General features: G+C 32.6%; 17 protein-coding genes. 4 read left to right on the forward strand and 13 right to left on the reverse strand.

Annotated elements, in window-relative coordinates; translation table 11 throughout:
• The first annotated feature begins 10 nt into the window (after positions 1–10).
• Both pstB and phoU read left to right on the forward strand, forming a co-directional pair.
• Positions 11–895 (forward strand): phosphate ABC transporter ATP-binding protein PstB, encoded by an 885-nt coding sequence (pstB, locus tag MUA37_RS07210; protein WP_103387911.1) that lies wholly within the window; start codon positions 11–13, stop codon positions 893–895.
• A gap of 6 nt (positions 896–901) precedes the next feature.
• Positions 902–1,552 carry a phosphate signaling complex protein PhoU gene (phoU, locus tag MUA37_RS07215; protein WP_262624404.1) on the forward strand — a complete coding sequence of 217 codons (651 nt, stop codon included), beginning with the start codon at positions 902–904 and terminating at the stop codon, positions 1,550–1,552.
• Positions 1,553–1,585: 33 nt separating this feature from the next.
• On the opposite strand, the gene pepF is transcribed toward phoU, so the two are convergent.
• Positions 1,586–3,391, reverse strand: a complete 1,806-nt coding sequence (gene pepF / locus MUA37_RS07220; RefSeq protein ID WP_021458813.1) for an oligoendopeptidase F — start codon at positions 3,389–3,391, stop codon at positions 1,586–1,588.
• 186 nt (positions 3,392–3,577) lie between these two features.
• On the opposite strand from pepF, the gene MUA37_RS07225 reads away from it, so the two are divergent.
• Positions 3,578–3,931: a hypothetical protein gene (locus tag MUA37_RS07225; RefSeq protein ID WP_002511108.1), complete on the forward strand. Its 354-nt coding sequence runs from the start codon at positions 3,578–3,580 to the stop codon at positions 3,929–3,931.
• 48 nt (positions 3,932–3,979) lie between these two features.
• Here MUA37_RS07225 and MUA37_RS07230 read toward each other — a convergent pair whose 3' ends face one another.
• The 11 genes from MUA37_RS07230 to MUA37_RS07280 all read right to left on the reverse strand — a co-directional run bounded on the left by MUA37_RS07230 (position 3,980) and on the right by MUA37_RS07280 (position 16,047).
• Entirely contained in the window at positions 3,980–4,987 is a 1,008-nt protein-coding gene (locus tag MUA37_RS07230; RefSeq protein ID WP_002511107.1) for a siderophore ABC transporter substrate-binding protein, read from the reverse strand.
• A 1,173-nt stretch (positions 4,988–6,160) separates the two neighbouring features.
• Positions 6,161–7,420, reverse strand: coding sequence for an aminoacyltransferase (locus MUA37_RS07235; protein WP_002511106.1), 1,260 nt, complete (start codon positions 7,418–7,420; stop codon positions 6,161–6,163).
• Between the two features lie 20 nt (positions 7,421–7,440).
• Positions 7,441–8,709, reverse strand: a complete 1,269-nt coding sequence (locus MUA37_RS07240; protein ID WP_002511105.1) for an aminoacyltransferase — start codon at positions 8,707–8,709, stop codon at positions 7,441–7,443.
• A gap of 279 nt (positions 8,710–8,988) precedes the next feature.
• A complete protein-coding gene (locus MUA37_RS07245; RefSeq protein WP_021458815.1) occupies positions 8,989–9,651 on the reverse strand; it encodes a type 1 glutamine amidotransferase domain-containing protein in 663 nt (220 codons plus the stop codon).
• A 90-nt stretch (positions 9,652–9,741) separates the two neighbouring features.
• On the reverse strand, positions 9,742–10,470 hold the full coding sequence (trpA, locus tag MUA37_RS07250; RefSeq protein ID WP_204171470.1) for a tryptophan synthase subunit alpha: 729 nt from the start codon (positions 10,468–10,470) through the stop codon (positions 9,742–9,744).
• The gene (trpB, locus tag MUA37_RS07255; RefSeq protein WP_021458816.1) at positions 10,470–11,678 is read right to left on the reverse strand and encodes a tryptophan synthase subunit beta; all 1,209 of its coding nucleotides are present in this window, start codon (positions 11,676–11,678) and stop codon (positions 10,470–10,472) included. The genes trpA and trpB overlap by 1 nt, the downstream gene beginning before the upstream one ends.
• Complete coding sequence (locus MUA37_RS07260) at positions 11,671–12,303, reverse strand: phosphoribosylanthranilate isomerase (RefSeq protein WP_262624405.1); 633 nt, start codon at positions 12,301–12,303, stop codon at positions 11,671–11,673. The genes trpB and MUA37_RS07260 overlap by 8 nt, the downstream gene beginning before the upstream one ends.
• Positions 12,300–13,082 carry an indole-3-glycerol phosphate synthase TrpC gene (gene trpC, locus MUA37_RS07265; protein ID WP_002511100.1) on the reverse strand — a complete coding sequence of 261 codons (783 nt, stop codon included), beginning with the start codon at positions 13,080–13,082 and terminating at the stop codon, positions 12,300–12,302. The genes MUA37_RS07260 and trpC overlap by 4 nt, the downstream gene beginning before the upstream one ends.
• Positions 13,066–14,079, reverse strand: a complete 1,014-nt coding sequence (gene trpD, locus MUA37_RS07270) for an anthranilate phosphoribosyltransferase (RefSeq protein WP_002511099.1) — start codon at positions 14,077–14,079, stop codon at positions 13,066–13,068. Before trpD ends, trpC begins: the two co-directional genes overlap by 17 nt.
• Positions 14,030–14,644 carry an anthranilate synthase component II gene (locus tag MUA37_RS07275; protein WP_021458817.1) on the reverse strand — a complete coding sequence of 205 codons (615 nt, stop codon included), beginning with the start codon at positions 14,642–14,644 and terminating at the stop codon, positions 14,030–14,032. The genes trpD and MUA37_RS07275 overlap by 50 nt, the downstream gene beginning before the upstream one ends.
• Positions 14,641–16,047, reverse strand: a complete 1,407-nt coding sequence (locus tag MUA37_RS07280) for an anthranilate synthase component I (RefSeq protein ID WP_262624406.1) — start codon at positions 16,045–16,047, stop codon at positions 14,641–14,643. The genes MUA37_RS07275 and MUA37_RS07280 overlap by 4 nt, the downstream gene beginning before the upstream one ends.
• Positions 16,048–16,848: 801 nt before the next feature.
• Between MUA37_RS07280 and MUA37_RS07285 the strand changes: the two genes are divergently transcribed.
• A complete protein-coding gene (locus tag MUA37_RS07285) occupies positions 16,849–17,940 on the forward strand; it encodes a prephenate dehydrogenase (protein WP_262614837.1) in 1,092 nt (363 codons plus the stop codon).
• Between the two features lie 161 nt (positions 17,941–18,101).
• Here MUA37_RS07285 and MUA37_RS07290 read toward each other — a convergent pair whose 3' ends face one another.
• Positions 18,102–19,364: a Y-family DNA polymerase gene (locus MUA37_RS07290; protein ID WP_002511095.1), complete on the reverse strand. Its 1,263-nt coding sequence runs from the start codon at positions 19,362–19,364 to the stop codon at positions 18,102–18,104.
• Positions 19,365–19,514 lie beyond the last annotated feature (150 nt).

The following is a 19,514-nucleotide window of genomic DNA, read 5'->3' on the forward strand; positions in this document are numbered from 1 at the left end:
AGTTTTAATTATGGTAAACAATTTAACTGCAAATAAAGATGAAAAAGTCGAACTAGAAAAACATACAGCACAAAATCAAGCACCGACTACGCCATTAGACACTAATTCAAACAACAAAATAGAAAGTTCAGATAAAAACAAAAGTATTGTCTACTCTACGAAAAATCTTGATTTATGGTATGGCGATAACCACGCATTAAAAAATATTAACTTAGATATTTTAGAAAACAATGTAACAGCAATTATCGGTCCTTCAGGTTGTGGTAAATCAACTTATATTAAAGCATTAAATCGTATGGTTGAATTAGTACCTTCTGTAAAAACAGCTGGAAAAATCATGTACAGAGATCAAAATATTTTTGACGATAAATATTCTGTTGAAAAATTACGTACTAATGTAGGAATGGTCTTCCAGCAACCAAATCCATTCCCTAAATCAATTTATGATAATATCACTTATGGACCGAAAATTCACGGTATAAAAAATAAAAAAGTATTAGATGAAATAGTAGAAAAATCTTTACGTGGCGCGGCAATTTGGGATGAATTGAAAGATAGATTGGACACTAATGCTTATAGCTTATCTGGTGGTCAACAACAACGTGTATGTATCGCTAGAACGTTAGCTATCGAACCTGACGTTATCTTGATGGACGAACCAACATCAGCATTAGATCCAATCTCAACATTAAAAGTAGAAGAATTAGTTCAAGAATTAAAAGAAAAATATTCGATTATTATTGTAACGCATAACATGCAACAAGCAGCACGTGTATCTGATAAAACAGCGTTCTTCCTTAACGGTTATGTCAATGAATACGATGATACTGAAAAAATCTTCTCTAATCCAGCAGACAAGCAAACAGAAGATTATATTTCTGGACGCTTCGGTTAATAAACTATGGCTATTATTAGACATAATTACGAAGGCCAAATCGGCGAACTCAATAAAGATTTACGCCGGCTTGGCCTTCGAGTATATCGTAACATTGACTATGCTTTAGAATCGCTGAGTGTTAATGATCGTGATTATGCACGCCAAGTAATAGCACTAGATAAGGAAATTAATGCACTTGAATCAGAAATTAATGAAAAGGTAATTATGCTAATTACACGCCAAAAACCTATAGCAACTGATTTACGACTTATGATGGCTTCATTAAAAATAGCTTCTGATTTTGAACGTATGGGTGATAATGCTGCAAGTATTGCCAAAATACGATTACGTGCACAATTTAGCGATAATTATGTATTAACACGGTTAAAAACAATGGGTAAATTAGCTCTGTTAATGCTCGTTGATTTAAATACAGCAGCAAATAACAATGACCTGACATTAATAAAAGAAATTATCGCTAGAGATCGTGATATTGACGATTTATATCGAAACATTGTCAATACGACTTATCTGATTGATAACGATCCTTTCGTTTCAGGACAAGCACATCTAGCTGCAAGACACTTGGAAAGAATAGGCGATCATATTTGTAATATTGCAGAGAATTATTATTACTTTATTACAGGTGAACGTTTCGAATCATACGATAATTAAAAGCTACCAAGCCATATGCTTGGTAGCCTTTGTTTATTTATTTTCAATAATATTTGTTAAATCTTCTAACTCATTCACGAGCTCACCAATATAATTAATCGTCGCACGCAATGGTTGATCTGTTGTAATATCAATACCTGCAACTTGTGCTAATTCTATAGGTGATTTGCTTCCTCCAAGTTTCAATGTATTTAGCCAATCATTTACTGCACTTTGGCCTTCATTTTTTATCCGTTCTGCCATAACCGTTCCAATAGTTAGTCCCGCAGAGTAAGTATAGGAATATAATCCCATATAATAATGAGGTTGGCGCATCCATGTTAATTCAGCACCATCACTTAACTTAACACTATCTCCGAAAAATTGACTATATACATCTCTCATTATTTGATTTAATTGGGGCGCAGTTAACGATTCGCCCGCATCTACTTTTGTATAAACTTCACGTTGAAATGCAGCTTCTAACAAATGCGTTACCATATTATGATAATACGTTCTTGAAATTATTGATCCAATAACCCAACGCTTAAATTGTGGATCTTCACTGCGTTGAAATAGGTATGTTGCCATTAACATTTCATTCATTGTAGAAGGCGCTTCTACAAAATACATAGATGCCTCTGATTCTAAATAATTTTGATGGTGTTGCGCTAAATTGAAATGACCTGCATGTCCAAGTTCATGCGCTAAAACAAATGCTTCAGCCATTTTTCCTGTCCATGAAATAAATACGTAAGAATGTGAAGCATACGGACTTGCACAATATGCACCAGTTTCTTTGCCTTTATTTTGAGCAAAGTCGATCCAACGATCTCTATATGCAGTTTCAACCATATTCAAATAATCATCACCCAAGACATTCAGTGCGCCATAGATATATGATTTAGATTCTTCAATTGAAATTTCAGGTTCATACAAAGGGTCAATCGAAATCTTCAGATCTTCAAAGCGCATTACTTCTAAATTATGTACACGCTTCAACAACTTAGCATATTTTTGCATAATAGGGGCAAGTTCGCTCATGATTACATCAATTTGTCGATCAAACATTTCACGTGTTACTTCTTGGTCTTGTAATAAATAATCTATAACAGAATCATATCCTCTTAAATCTGCTTCTATCTTTTCTTGTTGTACTTGCATATTATATGTCGTTGCAGTAGTATGTTGATATTTTTTTAAAGCATCACTAAAAGTCGCAAAGCTTTTCTGTCTAAATTCTGGATCAGCATTATCTTCATAATCATTTTCAAATGTAGCGTAATCCATAGGATAAACAGCGTCATTATGCTTAAATGAATCAAAAGCAATATCTAACATCTTAGTATTGCCGTATAGTTCATAAGGCTTTTCAAAAATAGGGGAGAAACTCGCTAAAGCTTCCTCTACATTAGGTGCCAGTTGATATGGTTTGCGCGCTTTTAATTTAGTTAAAAAGTGTTTGTATTGAGAATGATCAATAACACGTGCTAACTCTTCATCGCTTAAAGCTAATATTGTAGATTCAACGAAGGCGAGATTACTTGCTATTTTGCCATATGTCGTACTAAATTTAGAACTTAAATTTTGTGCTGCTTCGTTTGTAGTATCAACACTTAACCTTAATTCAACATAGTTTGCCATACGATCGACTTCTATTAATATTTGTGAATATTGCTGTAACATTGATTCAATCTTATCTACAGTTATTTGAGTATCAAAATTTGCACGAAATTGTTGAGCTTGTTTAGTAGTCTCGGTTAATTGTGTATAAAAAGCTTCATCAGATATAAATAAATCAGTAATATCCCATTGTTCTTCACTAGGGACTTCATTTCTAAATGGTAAGGAAACCATCATTGATTTCACTCCTTTTCATTATGTATTCACTTTGCATTATACATTAATCACTTACTAAAGATATACTAAGGACAATTATTACGTGAGATACAACTATAGTCGCTATACATATAAAGTATTTTCAGATAAAATGTAGTTAACAAAGACTTTATGTCAATTTTATAAGTTTTGTGAGGAGCAATTAATATGAGTATATTTGATATGCCGAACTATTTGTGGATTACTTTTGTAGCAGCAATATTATTGACTGTATTTTGTAATTTAGTATTAAACAAATGGTTTTTCCCTGCAATTACCACTTTTATTGTTTTAGCAATTGCAGCATTTTTAATACCTAACTTTTACAACATTTCATATGAACCATTGTTGGGTTATGCTGCATTTTTAGCAATCTTTTGTATTATTATTACATTTTTATTATGGTATTTTACTCGAAATTGGAGACGAAAACGCAAAGAAAAAAAACTTAATAAAGAAATTAGAAAACGAGGCGGTATTCCTCGACAAGAAGTTGAAGAATATACACGCCACAAACAATAATAAAAAAGCGTTACAGGAAGATTTAATCGCCTGTAGCGCTTTTTATTTTTATTTAAATGCATTCTCAACATCATTTAATTGATCCATTGTTGCTTGCAGACCACCTTCGTTAAAAAACCAATCATTAGCCTCAAATAGGGTAATCTCATTATTTTTCACAGCTTTAACATTATTTATGACTGGGTTTTTTAATGCTTCCGGCACTCCATTCGTCTTACCATCCTTCGATCTATCTATTACAAACAACTTGTCAGGGTTTGTATGTGCTAAATACTCATACGAAATGACCGCGCCACTTGAACTAGCCTTCATATTTGTATCAGCATGTCTAATGCCTAAAGTTTCATTAATAAATCCACCAAATCTTCCTGTGGAGCCATACGCCTTCACATCTTTGTCATCCACGTTTAAAAATAATACCTTATCTTCGTTAATGACTGTTTTAGTTTCTAACAGTTTCTGATCTAATTTATCGCTCATATTGTGTATAGTTTTTTCTCGTTTAAATATTTTACCAATAATCATGGCATTCTCTTCTACGGATTGGATATAATTATCGAAGTGGGGGCTTACAAAAATAATTTTTGCTTGTGGTGCAGCTTTTTGCATTTCTTCTAATGTCTTAGAATGCGCTTGTCTAAAAGAGGAAAAAATAACTTCTGGCTTAGCTTTTGCTAAAGTTTCATAATTAGGGCGCCCAGGATTCCCTAAATTAGCATATTTATCGTCTTTAAACGCTTTTAAACGTTCTGGTAAAAAAGAGGCATTTTGACCTTTAGATACGGCTACTATGCGATCTTCTAAATACAAAGATTGCATAGTATCTAATGCACCATAATCCATTACAGCAACTCTTTTAGGATGGATTGGTACTTTAACAGTTTTAGATTTCATAGTACCACGATTATGATTCTTAGTTTGCTCTTTAAATTCATATGTATTGTCGATACTGACAGTTTTCGTCTTTTGGTGTGATATTGATTGTTTATTAGTATCACATGCAGTAACCATTATCATTACAACAATGATACTAAAAAGAATAATTATGTTTTTCATGTAGTATGCCTCCTATAACAGAAGTATACTGTAATTGATAATCGTTATCAATTAATTTTGATTAATATATTACTGTAATATGTACATTATAATTATATGTTTGCAAATTACACATAGCTTTTTCTAAGTCGAGTAAGAATGAGCAAATATCATAATTGCAACAGCAATTGGCAAAATATATAACATAACCAAATAAAGTTACGATGATATATTGCTAACTCATATTAAAATAATAATAATGAATCGAAGTACTAAATAAGCTATAAATATTACTTAACTAAAAATAACAAACTACAAAAACTATGCTAATCATTATTAATAAGTGGATATTCAGCAGAAAAAGCGTTCCATATATAACTTCCTATAATATATATTATGTAAACTAAAATGTTTTCTAAAAGTTAGTCGTCAATTAACATATATAATATCAATATTTAAGATCATATATTACCATCCATTAATAATGCTCACATATAAATTATATATATCACTTCATTTGTCTTGATTGATTAATTTATCTATAGTCTAGTAAATATCACTGACTCATTTGTCATTACTTATACGTTTGTTCACTTAATTAAATAAAATTGCTCAGAAATCAAAATCTCAGCATCTTTAAATTACAATATAATTATTAATGTACTTATAGTTATAGCTGATATTCATTAAGTGCTTAAATCAGCAAGATTAACTCATAATACACACATTAACACTTGATTAATCTATAAAATCTATCTAAGTAGCAATCCTTAGTTACAGGGTTTAAATTATTTGCTAAAATACATTATAGTTTACATAACATAAATATGGTTATTTATGTTGCAGCGTAAGTTATTATATTTTTTCGCATATTTAGCATTTTCAGTTATAAATAACTGCTTAATTTGCCATTGGGAACATCACACTTACTTACCAATATCAATATTCGACTCAGATAATTTTACATAATTAAAATTTACTTACTTGTTATATTACTTATACTTTTTATACATTATATTCATTTAGTACTATAATGTAATGGTTTCTGATCTCTTAATTTATCGTCATGTTAGAAGTTGCCTGTTAAAGACAATAATTTGCTAATATCACTTTATAAATTTACATAACATAAATATAGTTACTTCTTTTGACATAAAAATCCCGCCATATTCTTAATACGGCGGTTTAAAACAGTTATTTTTTAATTTTCTTACGGATATTATTTAAAGAATTAAATAATTTATATTTTGCTTTTTTAATTGGTTTGTAGAAATCTCCAATTAACTCTTCGATTTGTACATTAAAGCCACGTTTGAATCGATATACACCATAGTCTTCACTATTTTCAGTAAAGTCTCCTGATAAGCCATAGAAATTGTAACGCTCATAACCATGTTCAAAGCAATAATTTATCATATGCCAGTGCATCATATATGGTCCCATAAAGTGGTTATATTTTTCTGAAGAACCTCCTGAAAAATAGTTTACTTCATAAGCATTGGCGAAAAATACGCCTGAAGCTAAGTTTAAAATAGTACCATCTGTTTGACGTAATTCACTCGCTTGTAGTAATTCTGATTTGTCGTGTTCAATTTGCTTATCTAATTCGCTAATTTTTTTCAAATGTTTCTCTGTCTTATTTTCATTTTGCATCATTTGATCACGACGCGCTTCTTTATCGTTGATATTGTTTTGAATCGTTTCAATACGCTCATCTAAATTGACATAAGCAAGTGGAATTAAGGCTTTATCACCATAATTATCAATAAAATTATAGAAATAGTCATCCGTTTTAGATACAAAACCAGCTCTTTCTTCCGTTTCTCTATATAAATTTAAGAAAATATCAAATTCATCTCTACCCAAGAAACGTACGCGCACATTATTATTAATGGCCTTATTAATATTTCTTTTTCGTTGACTATCAAATTGTTTTTTTAATGATGCAGGTGTTTCACCTGCTAAATTTAATACACCCATCCATCTTACTTGGCTTGATGTATCATATGATGTCGTAAAACCATGATGTTCATAACCGTAAGCTTTGAATAAATTAACGAGTGCATCATTTTGATATCTATTACTATATGGATTAACATCCTTATCATATATGTGATAAATCCAATACGGATCTAGTTTGACGTATAAACAGTTATGTTGATGTAAATATTTATCTAATTCTCTCAAATAATAATCTACTAATCCTAAATCACTGTAGTCCATTACTGGCCCACGATTTGAATAATAGACATAACTCCCCATTGTCGGTATTTTAGAGAACAGACTAGCTGCAACGACTTGATTGTTGTCATCTTTTAATCCTAATAAAACAACTTGAAATCCATCCTCTTCCCTAGTCGCTATATTTTCTTTAACTTGAAAATAATGACTTTCTAACGCTGGATTTTGTACAAAATTGTCATATTCTTTGACAGTTAACTCTGTAAATTTCATTCTAGCTTAGTTCCCTTCTATTAATGTTTACTCACTTTATCTTTGACCTTTTTCAAGGCTTTATAGACGTTATACATTGGCTTATTAATTGGTTTAATAAAGTCTCCAACATACTCTACTACATCGGCGTTAAAGCCTTTTTTAAACTTAATAACACCTGCATCTTCTGCATCTTCAGAAAAGTCACCACTAATACCATAGAAATTATAACGATTAATATTATGGTCAAGTGCATAGTTAATCATTTGCCATTGAATCGCATAACTACCTGCAAAATGTCTAAATTCATTTGCTGTTCCACCTGCATAATATACAACTTCAAATGGGTTTATAATGAAGAATGCCGCTGAAATTGGTAATTCATTACCATGTTTTGCTTTTAATGCTTCAGCTTCTGCAATTTTCTGTTCATTTGTTTGTAATTGTTTTTCTAAATTTTCTTTTTTATTGTGGGATTTTTTATTATCTGGACGTTTTTCAATATCTTTAATAGCTTTGTTGATATCTTTTGTCAGCACTTCCCCTTCGGCTTTCAACTCGTCTATATATTCCACGAAATCTATGTAAGCTAATGGTACGAGTACACGGTCTTTATAGTATTTAAAACGATTGATATAGAAACTATCATCTCGATCATGAAAGTCTTTAGATTCTGATGTATCTTCCATAAATGAGCGGAAAATTGGTAATTCTTCTTCTGTTAAGAAGCGTACCTTCACGCCATTTTTTTGAACTTTTTTCGTATTACGTTTACGTAAACTATCCATATTATTTAAGACATCTTTAGCTGTTTTATCTTGTAAATCTAAAACTGAATGGAATCTAATTTGAATAATTGGATCAAAGCCAGTTACAAACCCTTGATGTTTATAACCTAATGCTTTCATTTTATCAAAGAACCAATCATTACCAGCATTGTTTAAAATGTCACCATCGTGATTACGATACTGATAAGGTAAATATGGATCTACACGGAAATATAACGCATTATGTTTTTTTAAATACTTATTTAATTCATTAAAGAAATAGTGTACTAACTCTTTGTTGTCGAAATCTATTACTGGACCACGGTTTGAATAGAAATATTTAAAAAATTTCATTACTGGTACTGCCGTTAGCAAACATGCTGCAATAACTTCATTATTATTGTTCTTAACACCTACTAAATGTGTTTCTGTACCTTCTGCAATTTTAAGTTCATAGTTTCCTACCATTTGCGTAAAGTGACTATTCTCCATCTTATCAGCAAATGTGCCAAACTCTGTCGCCGTTAAATTCGTAAATTTCATTTTATATACTCCTAGTTCATCTATTAATCTTTTTATTCTTCAATCTTAACTATTATACAATATTCATCATTAAAACAAAATTAATACCCTTATTGTTCAGTCAATAAATCAATTTTCATGATAGTTTAAAATCATTATCCTACATATTATTATACCATTTATTATAGGTTAACAAACAAAAAGAGAACGGTATAGAAATTAAATTTTTTTAATTTCTATACTGCTCTCTTTAAATTTATTATATATCATATACCTTGTACTTTATGAATCAGTTAATCGTTATTGTGTTAATGCATCTCTTAACGTTTCACCGATGGCAATGCTAGATTGAGGGTTTTGTCCTGTAATAAACAAACCATCTTGCTCAACATGTGATACAAAATTATCTTTAGTGACAAATTTTGCGCCTTGGTTTTCTAATTCGCTTTGTGTTAAAAATGGTACTTTGTTTTCTAAGCCCATAGCACGCTCTTCTTCATCTGTAAATGCTGTTAAAGTTACATCTTTAACGATAAAGTTACCATTTTTATCTTTAGCGCCAACAAAAGCACTTGGACCATGACAAACAGATGAAATAAATTTATTTTGTTCTTTAAATTCTGCAAGTACTGTCGCTAGCTCTTGATTGTGTCCAAAGTCAAATACTGTACCGTGTCCACCTGGTAAATAAATCGCATCGTAATTATCAACGTTTACCGTTTTAATGCTAGGTACATCATTAATTTTATCCACAAAATCACTGTATTGCTCTAATTCACCGTTTTGTGTAGAATTTGCATCAATCGGTACTGCACCACCATCAATAGATACAAGGTCTACTGTAATATTAGCTTCTGCTAAAATACGATATGGCTCACTTGCTTCTTCTAGCCATAAACCTGTTTGTGAACCATCATCATATTGATTTCTACTAGTTAAAACAAATAATACCTTTTTACTCAATTTCAGTCACCTCTAAATTAGACTTGAATACATAGTTTAACTATGTATTTGTATTTTACAGTTTTTTAAAATGGATAAAAACTAATTTGCTTAAGCATCTAATACGTGACGAATTCCACTAAAATATTGACGTGATGTAGCATTATCATCTTCGTCTAAACGTCTTACAATCTCACTGCCTATCACTACACCATCAGCCGCTTCAATAATGTCAGCTACATGGTCTGTAGTACGTATGCCAAAGCCTGCTACAACAGGAACTTGTGAAATTGACTTGATATAATTAATACGTTGTTTTAACTCTGGATGAAATTTACCATTTTCACCAGTAGTTGCATTCATGGTAACTGTATAAATAAAACCTTCAGCATGTTGCGCAATTTGTTCGATACGTTCTTTTGCAGTTGTCATAGCAACCAATGAAATAATTTTCACTTTACGTTCTGGATATCTCTTCTTCATTTGTTCAATGAGCTCAAACGGCAAATCAGGTATAATCAGACCATAAACACCTGCATCTTCACAAGCAGCGAAGAATGCTTCTTCACCATAATGATGAATAATATTATAATAAGTCATTAATACGTAATTACTATTAATGTCGGCTTTATGTTGTGTGAGTTGTTCTAAAATATAGTTCACACTAATACCTTCCTCAATTGCCTTTTTACCTGCATCCATAATAACAGGTCCATCAGCTACAGGGTCTGAAAATGGCACACCAATTTCAACAATGTCTGCACCTGCCTCACTCAACATTTTTAAATTTTGAATAAATGAACTATTGCCCATAATATACGGTATAAACAATTTCGACATTAAATTTCACCTCTTGCTTTCATGTAATTTCTAATCGTATCCATATCTTTATCGCCACGTCCGGACACCGTAACTACCAATACTTCATCTTTACTCATTTCAGGTGCCAATTGTTCTACATAACTTAACGCGTGGGCACTTTCGATTGCTGGAATGATACCTTCAGCTTTAGTAAATCGTACTAGCGCATTCATCGCTTCATCATCGCTAGCAGTTACATAGTTAACTCTACCGATATCTTGATAATAAGAATGTTCGGGACCGACTCCTGGATAATCCAAACCTGCTGAAATAGAATGTGCAAGTTGAATTTGGCCATGATCATCTTGAATCAAATACATTTTCGAACCATGTAGCACACCTGGCTTCCCTTGACTAATTGCTAAGGCATGTTGGTCCGTATTCTTTCCTTTACCTGCTGCTTCAACGCCGTATAGTTTAACGTCATCTTCAATAAATGGATAAAATGTACCTATAGCGTTTGATCCCCCACCGATACATGCAACTACTGCATCCGGTAAGCGCCCTACTTTGTCCGTAATTTGCGACTTAATTTCTGTCCCAATTACGCTTTGGAAATCTCTGACCATCGTTGGAAATGGATCTGGTCCTAAAGCTGAACCTAATAAGTAATGCGTATCATCAACATGACTTACCCAATATTGTAAAGCGCTGTTAACTGCATCTGACAATGTTCCTTGGCCATTACTCACAGATTCTACTTTTGCTCCTAATAATTCCATACGAAAGACATTTAGAGATTGTCGTTTAATATCTTCTTCACCCATAAAAACAACAAGTTCCATATCAAATAAGGCTGCGACTGTTGCACTTGCCACACCGTGTTGACCCGCACCAGTTTCAGCTACAAGTTTGTTTTTGCCCATTCTTTTAGCTAATAAGGCTTGTCCTAAAGCATTGTTGATTTTGTGCGCTCCAGTATGATTTAAATCTTCGCGTTTTAAATATATTTGCGCGCCACCTAATTGCTTTGTATAGCTTTCAGCAAATGTTAAAGGAGTTTCTCGCCCCACATAATCTTTTAAATAATACTGTAATTCTTCATAAAAAGAAGGATCCTTTTTTGCCTTTTGATATGCTTGTTTTAATTCAATAATAGCTGGCATTAATGTTTCAGGGACATATTGACCACCATAGTCACCGAAAAAGCCAAATTCATCCGCTTCTGTTTGTATTTTTTTATTCATGTGTCGATACTCCTTTGACCAATTTAATAATATCGTTCATTTTATCTTTATCTTTATACTGGTTAATTTCTATTCCACTCGCTATATCATAACCACTATGCGCTAAATTTAACTGTTCTATTTGTTGAATACTGTCATAGTTTATACCACCTGCAATTAAATAAGGTATATCTCTAATTTGTTGCAATATTTGCCAATTGAAATGTTGACCTGTACCTCCATATGCTTTCGAAGGCGTATCTATAATAAATAAATTGACATAAGGTTGATACGCTACTAAATTAGCATTTAATTTTTCGTTTGCAGGTAAGGCTTTAATAATATTTAGCTGTGGAAAATGTTGTTTAACTTGCGCTACAAACTCCACTGATTCATCTCCATGTAATTGAATCGTAGACAAGCCTGTTACTTGGACCAATTCTGTTATTTTATCCATTGTTGGATTCACTACAATAACTACAGTCTGTTTATCGTTTGGTACAAGTTGGATTAATGACTTAATAGTTGCTGTACCTACAAATCTTTTACTTTTGGGGTAATGAATAAAACCGATGGCATCAATGTCTAAATGCCGTGCTTGCTTTACATCTGTTGCTGTACGAAAACCACAAAATTTTAGTTTCATACTTTGACTTTATCCAGTTTTAAGCTCGGTAAAAATTCACTCAAATCATCACTTTTCATTAATGATTCTCCAATAAGTAAGCCATCAATACCTGAATTCACAATAGACTCAACATCGTCTTTAGTGTGGATACCACTTTCTGAAATATAATGATAGCCTGCTTGTCGTCCACTTAATATTTCGTTTGTATGTTTAACATCTGTGACAAAACGTTTTAAATCTCTATTGTTAACACCTATTATTTCGGGATCTAACTGATATGCTCTGGCTAGTTCTTCTTTGTCATGAACTTCGACTAGCACTTCTAAATTTTGTTTAGTTGCATACGTGTATAATTCTTTAAGTTGTTGATCTGTTAAGACATTAACAATTAATAAAATGATAGAAGCTCCAGCTTTTTTGGCCACATCAATTTGAATTGGATCAATTACGAAGTCTTTGCATAACACAGGTAAGTTGGTTTCTACTGTTAGTGATTGTAAACGTTCGTAACTCCCACCAAAATACTGTTCATCTGTTAATATAGATACCGCATTGGCTCCATAAGCTTCATAATCTTTAACTTGTTGTACTAAATCCTTACCTGGTAATTCTGGTAATGACGGACTTTTAGATTTAATTTCTGCAATTACTGCAAGTTGCTCTTTTGTTGTTAAGCTCTCTTTAAATGGCTGTTTATGGGAAATATCTACCACTGGTAGTGTTTCTAATTTCTTTTGATAATACCCTTCAGCTAATAATTCTTTTTTATACTCTACAATTTCATCTAGAATAGTCATATAAGTAACCTCCTGTTTGTTTATATTGTTCTAACGCCGCACCTGTAGCAATTAAGTTGCGTGCTGTTTCAACACCTTCTTTTATTGAAGAAACCTTTTCTGCTACATATAGTGCAATGCCTGCGTTTAATAACACGACATCTTTTTTCGCCGATTGATCTTTATTCGTTAATATATTTAGTGTTATTTCTAAATTGTCTTGTGCTGTTCCACCTACAAGCTCTGTATTCTTTGCAGGTGTTAAACCCACATCTTCTGCGTTGATAGTGTAATTATAAATTTTTCCATCTCTAATTTCATATAATAAATTATCTCCGGATAATGTTGCTTCATCCATACCATTTGCACCATGCAGTACAATCGCACGTTTTCGTCCTAAGTCGGCTAAAGTATGTGCAATTTTATCTAGTTGTTCGGGTTCATATACACCCATCACTTGGTAGTCAAGTTTAAAGGGGTTAATGAGTGGACCTGTTATATTGAAAATAGTTGGTACATCTAACATTTTTCTTACCGGTTGAATGTGTTTCATTATTGGATATGTTTCGGTAGCACTTAAAAACACTAACCCTGTATCTTTTAAATATTGTGGCGTTTCCTCTATGCTGCTAGTAGCAACTTGCATAGCTTGTAGTAAATCTGTACTACCAGAAGCAGAAGTCACACTTTTATTACCATGTTTAATGACAGGTACACCTGCACTAGCTACGACAAACGAAACTGTTGTTGAAATATTAAAGCTATTTGACTTATCTCCTCCTGTGCCACAGACACACATACTTCCAGGGTATACAGGTTGTTCTGTGTACATGGATTGAATTAAGCTACGTGAAATAAATGTTAACTCTTGTTGTGTTAATGGTTTAGCAGTAAAATTTTGCAATAATGCTACTTTATCCTCTAAGTCATAATCTGTAGCGATTAATAAGTCGATAAATTCAGTCATTTCATTTTGATTGAGTGGTTGTTGTTGCTGTAATTGTTTGAGTAATGTCATTTTGTGTGCCCTCCTTAGTAATATTGATAAAATTATTAATAATTTGTTCTCCAAATTCTGATGCAAATGATTCTGGATGGAATTGAATTCCGTAATGTGGTCTAGTTTCATGTTCAAATGACTGAATACAATCTGTTGTTTCGCCCGTGATATTTAATACTGATGGAAACTGATTAGGGTCACTGACTAATGAATGATACCTCATTATTTCTGAATTTTCTGATACTTCTTTGTACAACTGTGTTGCTTTAACGATACGCATTGTATCGACTTTACCATGTTTAACAGTTTCTCCTTGTATTACTTTGCCACCGTAGTAACAAGTTAATGCTTGAGAACCTAAACAGACACCTAAGATTGGTTTAGTTTGGTAATGATCGATGATATTCATTAAGTATTGAGTATCTAAAGGATGTCCTGGTCCTGGCGAAATCACTACGCCATCAACATCTAGTTGTAAAATTTCGGGATCATCCGGGTACTTTACTACTACATCTTGTGTTTTTGCAATAATATCAACGAGATTATACGTAAATGAATCATAATTATCGACAATTAATATCATGGTGACACCTCCAATAAACTTTTCGCTTTCAATTGTGTTTCAGCAAATTCTTTTTCAGGAATAGAATCATATACGACCCCACACCCTGCTTCGACATTAATATGCGTGTCATCTACCATCATCGTGCGGATAGCTAAAGCAAAATCTAAATCGTGATTACAATTAATATAACCAATGCCCCCACTGTAGACGCCTCGTTTTTTAGGTCGTTGTTCATATATGCGCTGAATAGCTCTTAGTTTAGGTGCTCCTGAAACAGTTCCAGTAGGTAATAAGCTTGCCACAACTGTCATCGGTGAATAATTATCTTTTAAAGTTCCAGTGACTTCACTGACGATATGCATTACATGTTCATAGCGTTCAATTAGCATTAATTTTTTAATTTTGGAAGAACCCGCTATACTCACTCTATGAATATCATTACGTCCTAGATCAACCAACATACGATGCTCACTTAATTCTTTTTCGTCTGTTTTTAATTGCTGTTCGTTATGATAATCTTCTTCTTCAGTTTTACCTCGTTTAATTGTGCCAGCTATTGGATTAGTTACAACTTGTTGTGCTTGCACTTTAACAAAACTTTCTGGCGAACTCCCTACAATAATAGGTTTATCCATATCGATGTAATACATATAAGGACTTGGATTTTGTCGTTTTAAGTTTTGATATAATTGATATGCAAATGTTTTTACATTTTCTTTAAAGTAATGAGGATAACTATAAATAATAGATGGTACAACTTGAAACATATCACCTTGCTGTATTAATGACTTCATGTAAGACACAGTATCCATAAATTGTTGTTTCGTTACATTTGAAGTAATTACTTTTTCTTGTTGTTCATATGGTAATGGTTCAGAAAAAATTTCTACCTTAGTTAACTCTTCTAAACGTCGGTTAATGTTGTCTTCTAATGCTTGTTCACTTCGCTGTGAAAATAAATCAGTTGCAACTATATACAAATACTCATTGTAATGGTCAAAAATATACGCATCTTCGACCATATAAAATTTAGCATCATGTTGTTGATGATCATCTAGGGCTATATTTTGTAATACTGGAAATTCGTGTCGTACTAGGTCAAAACTACATGAGCCGACAAAACCAGAAATAAATGGTAATGCTGATAATTCTTCTTCTTCAATAAGTGCTTTATAGTGATCAATATATGATTTCATCTGCTCATATGGTTCAGTTGTTTCTGTCTTTGTTCCTTCTGGAGTCGTAATTTGTAACTGTTTATCATCTAGTATAAGTTCCCCATACATATCAAAGATAACGATAGAGTAACGACCTTTAAGTTGTGATTGGTCTGCACTTTCTAAAATTATTTTGTTATTTCTTAATCTGGCAAATGCTTCTGGTGTTACTTCAGCATTTATTTTTTTATATTTAACTTTCATTTACTTTCCCTCCTAACAAAAAAATCAGCATCCTTATATTGCTATAAGGACGCTGACGCGCGGTACCACCTAATTTAGCCGTATTCAAACTACAGCTCACTTCATTTTTATTTAATTGACCTTCAACAAAACCCAATTTCGTTACATGGTGGTGTTAGTTTCCATCAACCACTAACTTTCTGTTACTACCTAGCCATGTACTACTTCATTTTGTTTGCTATTTTACATATAAAAAGCACCACAATAACGCAAATCTGTAAGGACGCGTTACCGTGGTGCCACCTTAGTTAACATATTTATGTTCACTTTACTGCTATAGTATTGTATTTAAAAGCCCATTTCACCACATCAGTTGTGCTAATTTACATCACCCATTAGCTTTCTGCTTACTACAAATCTCATGTGTTACTTATATCTTTTAAATTTTATACTTGCTTTCAACAAGTAATTACTTAGCATGTTACAACTTTCATTTCTATTTGTCAAACATCTTTTTACTTTTAATTCGAATAATTATAGTTAATGAAAAAATTTTACTTAGTCATTTTCTCCTCTTATCCTGTATTCGTTGCTAATCGTTATATTACTTTAATTGCTTATTTAATTCGTATATGACAATAGTATCATTTATTATTTTCCAGACTTTCAAAACCCATCGATTTATAAACCACTAATTTATGCTCATGTGCCCTCTTTTAAAGCCAGTTTGATGTTAGATATAACTTGCTACATATTGCATATCTTATTCTGCTACTATACACTGTTATTATTCTGAAAATTTCGATCGAGGTGTCCACTACTATGAAACAAATATTATTCGTTGGTTTAGGTCTGATTGGTGGGAGTTTAGCTAGCAATTTGCGTTATTACCATAATGATATTGAAATTACTGCATATGATGCAGATCAATCACAATTAGACAAAGCTTTATCCATCGGTATTATTGATTATCAATCAACTAATTACGAACAAAGCATTAAACAAGCTGATATTATAATTTATGCTACACCGGTACAACAAACAATTAAATATTTACGTGATTTACCTTCACTCCAACCTAAAGATGGTGTCATTGTTACAGATACTGGTAGCACCAAGTCGACTATTCAGCAATTTGAACCATTTTTATTAGAACATCATATCCATTTAATTGGTGGTCACCCAATGGCAGGTAGCCATAAATCTGGTGTATTAAATGCGAAAAAACATTTATTTGAAAATGCTTTTTACATTTTAGTACATGATGAAGCACAAAATCAGCAAGCTTATAACACGATACAAAATTTATTGGCAACAACCGACGCTAAATTTATTTCTACGACTGCTGAAGAACATGATTTCGTTACTGGTTTAGTTAGCCACGTACCACATATTATCGCCTCAGCTTTGGTACATTTAAATTCCAATCATGTGGCTGAATCTGACCTTGTTAAAGATTTGGCTGCTGGAGGGTTTAGAGACATTACGCGTATTGCTAGCAGTAACCCTTTCATGTGGCGAGATATCACATTAGAAAACAAAAATACTATTCTACGCATCATGCGAGAGTGGCATACACAAATTGGTCACATCATTGAACTCATTGAACACCAAAAACCTGATGCCTTATTCGACTTTTTCAATGATGCTAAAATTTATCGTGATCAACTACCAGTTAAGTCACAAGGCGCATTGTCTATAGAGCATGATCTTTATGTCGATATTCCAGATAAACCGGGGATGATTAGCCAAGTAACAAATACCCTGAGTTTACATAATATTTCTATAAGCAACATAAGAATTCTAGAAGTCCGTGAAGATATTTACGGAGCATTACGCATTAGTTTTAAAAACCCAGAAGATCGCAAAAGAGGTGCAGAGGCGCTAAGCGACTTCGATACTTATATACCATAATAAAACGGCTGGGACATAATAGCTTCGTCCCAGCCTAATTTTATATTATTAGAGCAGCTGCCTGAACTGCAATTGCGCTTTAAATCAAGCTTTTCCAGTACTAATCACCCTTCTCAAGTAATTACAACTGTAACTATGAAGTCACGTCACTTCTAGCGCAGTTACATTTTATGTCCAGCCATTAACCCTAAACGTCCATGTTTTGTGCCCGCTTCAGTATAGGATGCTGCCTTAGATACGATACCTTTACCATACTTTTGATGTAATGCATCAATTGTTTTAGCTAAGTTTTCATTTCTTTTTCGTTCATATTCATCGATAAATAAGTTGAGTTGCCTATCTTCTTCATTTATAAATTGTGTTAAAGACACACTTAATGTACGATATAGTGCTGAACGATCACATAACTGATCAGCAAAGTTATCTATTACTTTCAGCATATCACTTTCTAAATTAGTTGGATCATCTAACGTATATTGTTTGCTCACGCCTCCTTCATCACTATAACCGAAACTAAAATGTATTGTCCGTGCAAGTTGATTTCTCGCTCGCGCTCTACTCGCCACATCTTCTACTAACTCTTGCATCACTACTTTAGCTTCTTCATAACGATAATCACGCATCAAAATCTGACTTTTACAAATTGACGGATTGGTTACCTTATATTTTTCTCTTACTTTACTTTGATCAATGCCGTTAGCATGTAAATGTAAATCAATACCGATAATACCAAAATCTCTTTTTAAAAACTGATAAGGGTACTTAGCTAAATCCCCTACCGAAAAAATTCCTCTCTTTTGCAATTTCGCTTCAGTTTTCCGATTAATACCCCAAAACTCACTTAATGGTTTAATAGGCCAAAGTTTTTCTGGAATATCATGATAACGCCATTCCGCAATTCTATTAGTATTGTGCTTTGCTTCAATATCCATCGCTACCTTACTTAATAGCATATTAGAGCCAATACCAATTGTACAGTCAATGCCTGTCTCGTCCTTAATTTCACTTCTTAACCTTTCACAAAAGGAATGCAATGTTGTACTAAATCTATGATAACTATCGGTCACATCTATAAAGAATTCATCAATACTGTATTGATGTAAATCCTCCGGTGGTACATAACGTAACGCAATTTTAGAAATAGCTATCGATACTTCTAAATATTTACGCATACTTGGATTAATAATAAAAATGTCTGTTCTATGCGGTATTTCAAATAACCTTGATCCTGTTTTAATACCTAATGCTTTAAGTGCTGGTGTGGCAGCTAAGACAACAGACCCTTGGCGTTTAGTATCTGCCACTACTGCTAACTTAGTCGTTAATGGGTTTAATCCTTTCTGGAGACAAGAAACACTCGCAAAAAAACTCTTTTGGTCAATACACAATACATCTCGTTCTTCTAATAAATTATAATCATACATTTCCATAGTCATAACCTCCCACAAAACAGAACAAGTGTTCGGTTATAGTGTATACCATTTTCTAAATTATTTCAAAGACTAAATTTATTTTTACAAAGCATTATAATTTCAAAATACTTATGTTTTAATAAAACTAAGCGCTACAAGAAA

It is taken from the genome of Staphylococcus arlettae, assembly GCF_025560845.1.
GTDB classification, from domain to species: domain Bacteria; phylum Bacillota; class Bacilli; order Staphylococcales; family Staphylococcaceae; genus Staphylococcus; species Staphylococcus arlettae.

Bases quoted from the DNA above. Each gene is read 5' to 3' on its own strand.
- pstB (WP_103387911.1), top strand. From the start codon at position 11: ATGGTAAACAATTTAACTGCAAATAAAGATGAAAAAGTCGAACTAGAA.
- phoU (WP_262624404.1), top strand. From the start codon at position 902: ATGGCTATTATTAGACATAATTACGAAGGCCAAATCGGCGAACTCAAT.
- pepF (WP_021458813.1), bottom strand. From the start codon at position 3,391: ATGATGGTTTCCTTACCATTTAGAAATGAAGTCCCTAGTGAAGAACAA.
- MUA37_RS07225 (WP_002511108.1), top strand. From the start codon at position 3,578: ATGAGTATATTTGATATGCCGAACTATTTGTGGATTACTTTTGTAGCA.
- MUA37_RS07230 (WP_002511107.1), bottom strand. From the start codon at position 4,987: ATGAAAAACATAATTATTCTTTTTAGTATCATTGTTGTAATGATAATG.
- MUA37_RS07235 (WP_002511106.1), bottom strand. From the start codon at position 7,420: ATGAAATTTACAGAGTTAACTGTCAAAGAATATGACAATTTTGTACAA.
- MUA37_RS07240 (WP_002511105.1), bottom strand. From the start codon at position 8,709: ATGAAATTTACGAATTTAACGGCGACAGAGTTTGGCACATTTGCTGAT.
- trpA (WP_204171470.1), bottom strand. From the start codon at position 10,470: ATGTCGAAATTGTTTATACCGTATATTATGGGCAATAGTTCATTTATT.
- trpB (WP_021458816.1), bottom strand. From the start codon at position 11,678: ATGAATAAAAAAATACAAACAGAAGCGGATGAATTTGGCTTTTTCGGT.
- MUA37_RS07260 (WP_262624405.1), bottom strand. From the start codon at position 12,303: ATGAAACTAAAATTTTGTGGTTTTCGTACAGCAACAGATGTAAAGCAA.
- trpC (WP_002511100.1), bottom strand. From the start codon at position 13,082: ATGACTATTCTAGATGAAATTGTAGAGTATAAAAAAGAATTATTAGCT.
- trpD (WP_002511099.1), bottom strand. From the start codon at position 14,079: ATGACATTACTCAAACAATTACAGCAACAACAACCACTCAATCAAAAT.
- MUA37_RS07275 (WP_021458817.1), bottom strand. From the start codon at position 14,644: ATGATATTAATTGTCGATAATTATGATTCATTTACGTATAATCTCGTT.
- MUA37_RS07280 (WP_262624406.1), bottom strand. From the start codon at position 16,047: ATGAAAGTTAAATATAAAAAAATAAATGCTGAAGTAACACCAGAAGCA.
- MUA37_RS07285 (WP_262614837.1), top strand. From the start codon at position 16,849: ATGAAACAAATATTATTCGTTGGTTTAGGTCTGATTGGTGGGAGTTTA.
- MUA37_RS07290 (WP_002511095.1), bottom strand. From the start codon at position 19,364: ATGTATGATTATAATTTATTAGAAGAACGAGATGTATTGTGTATTGAC.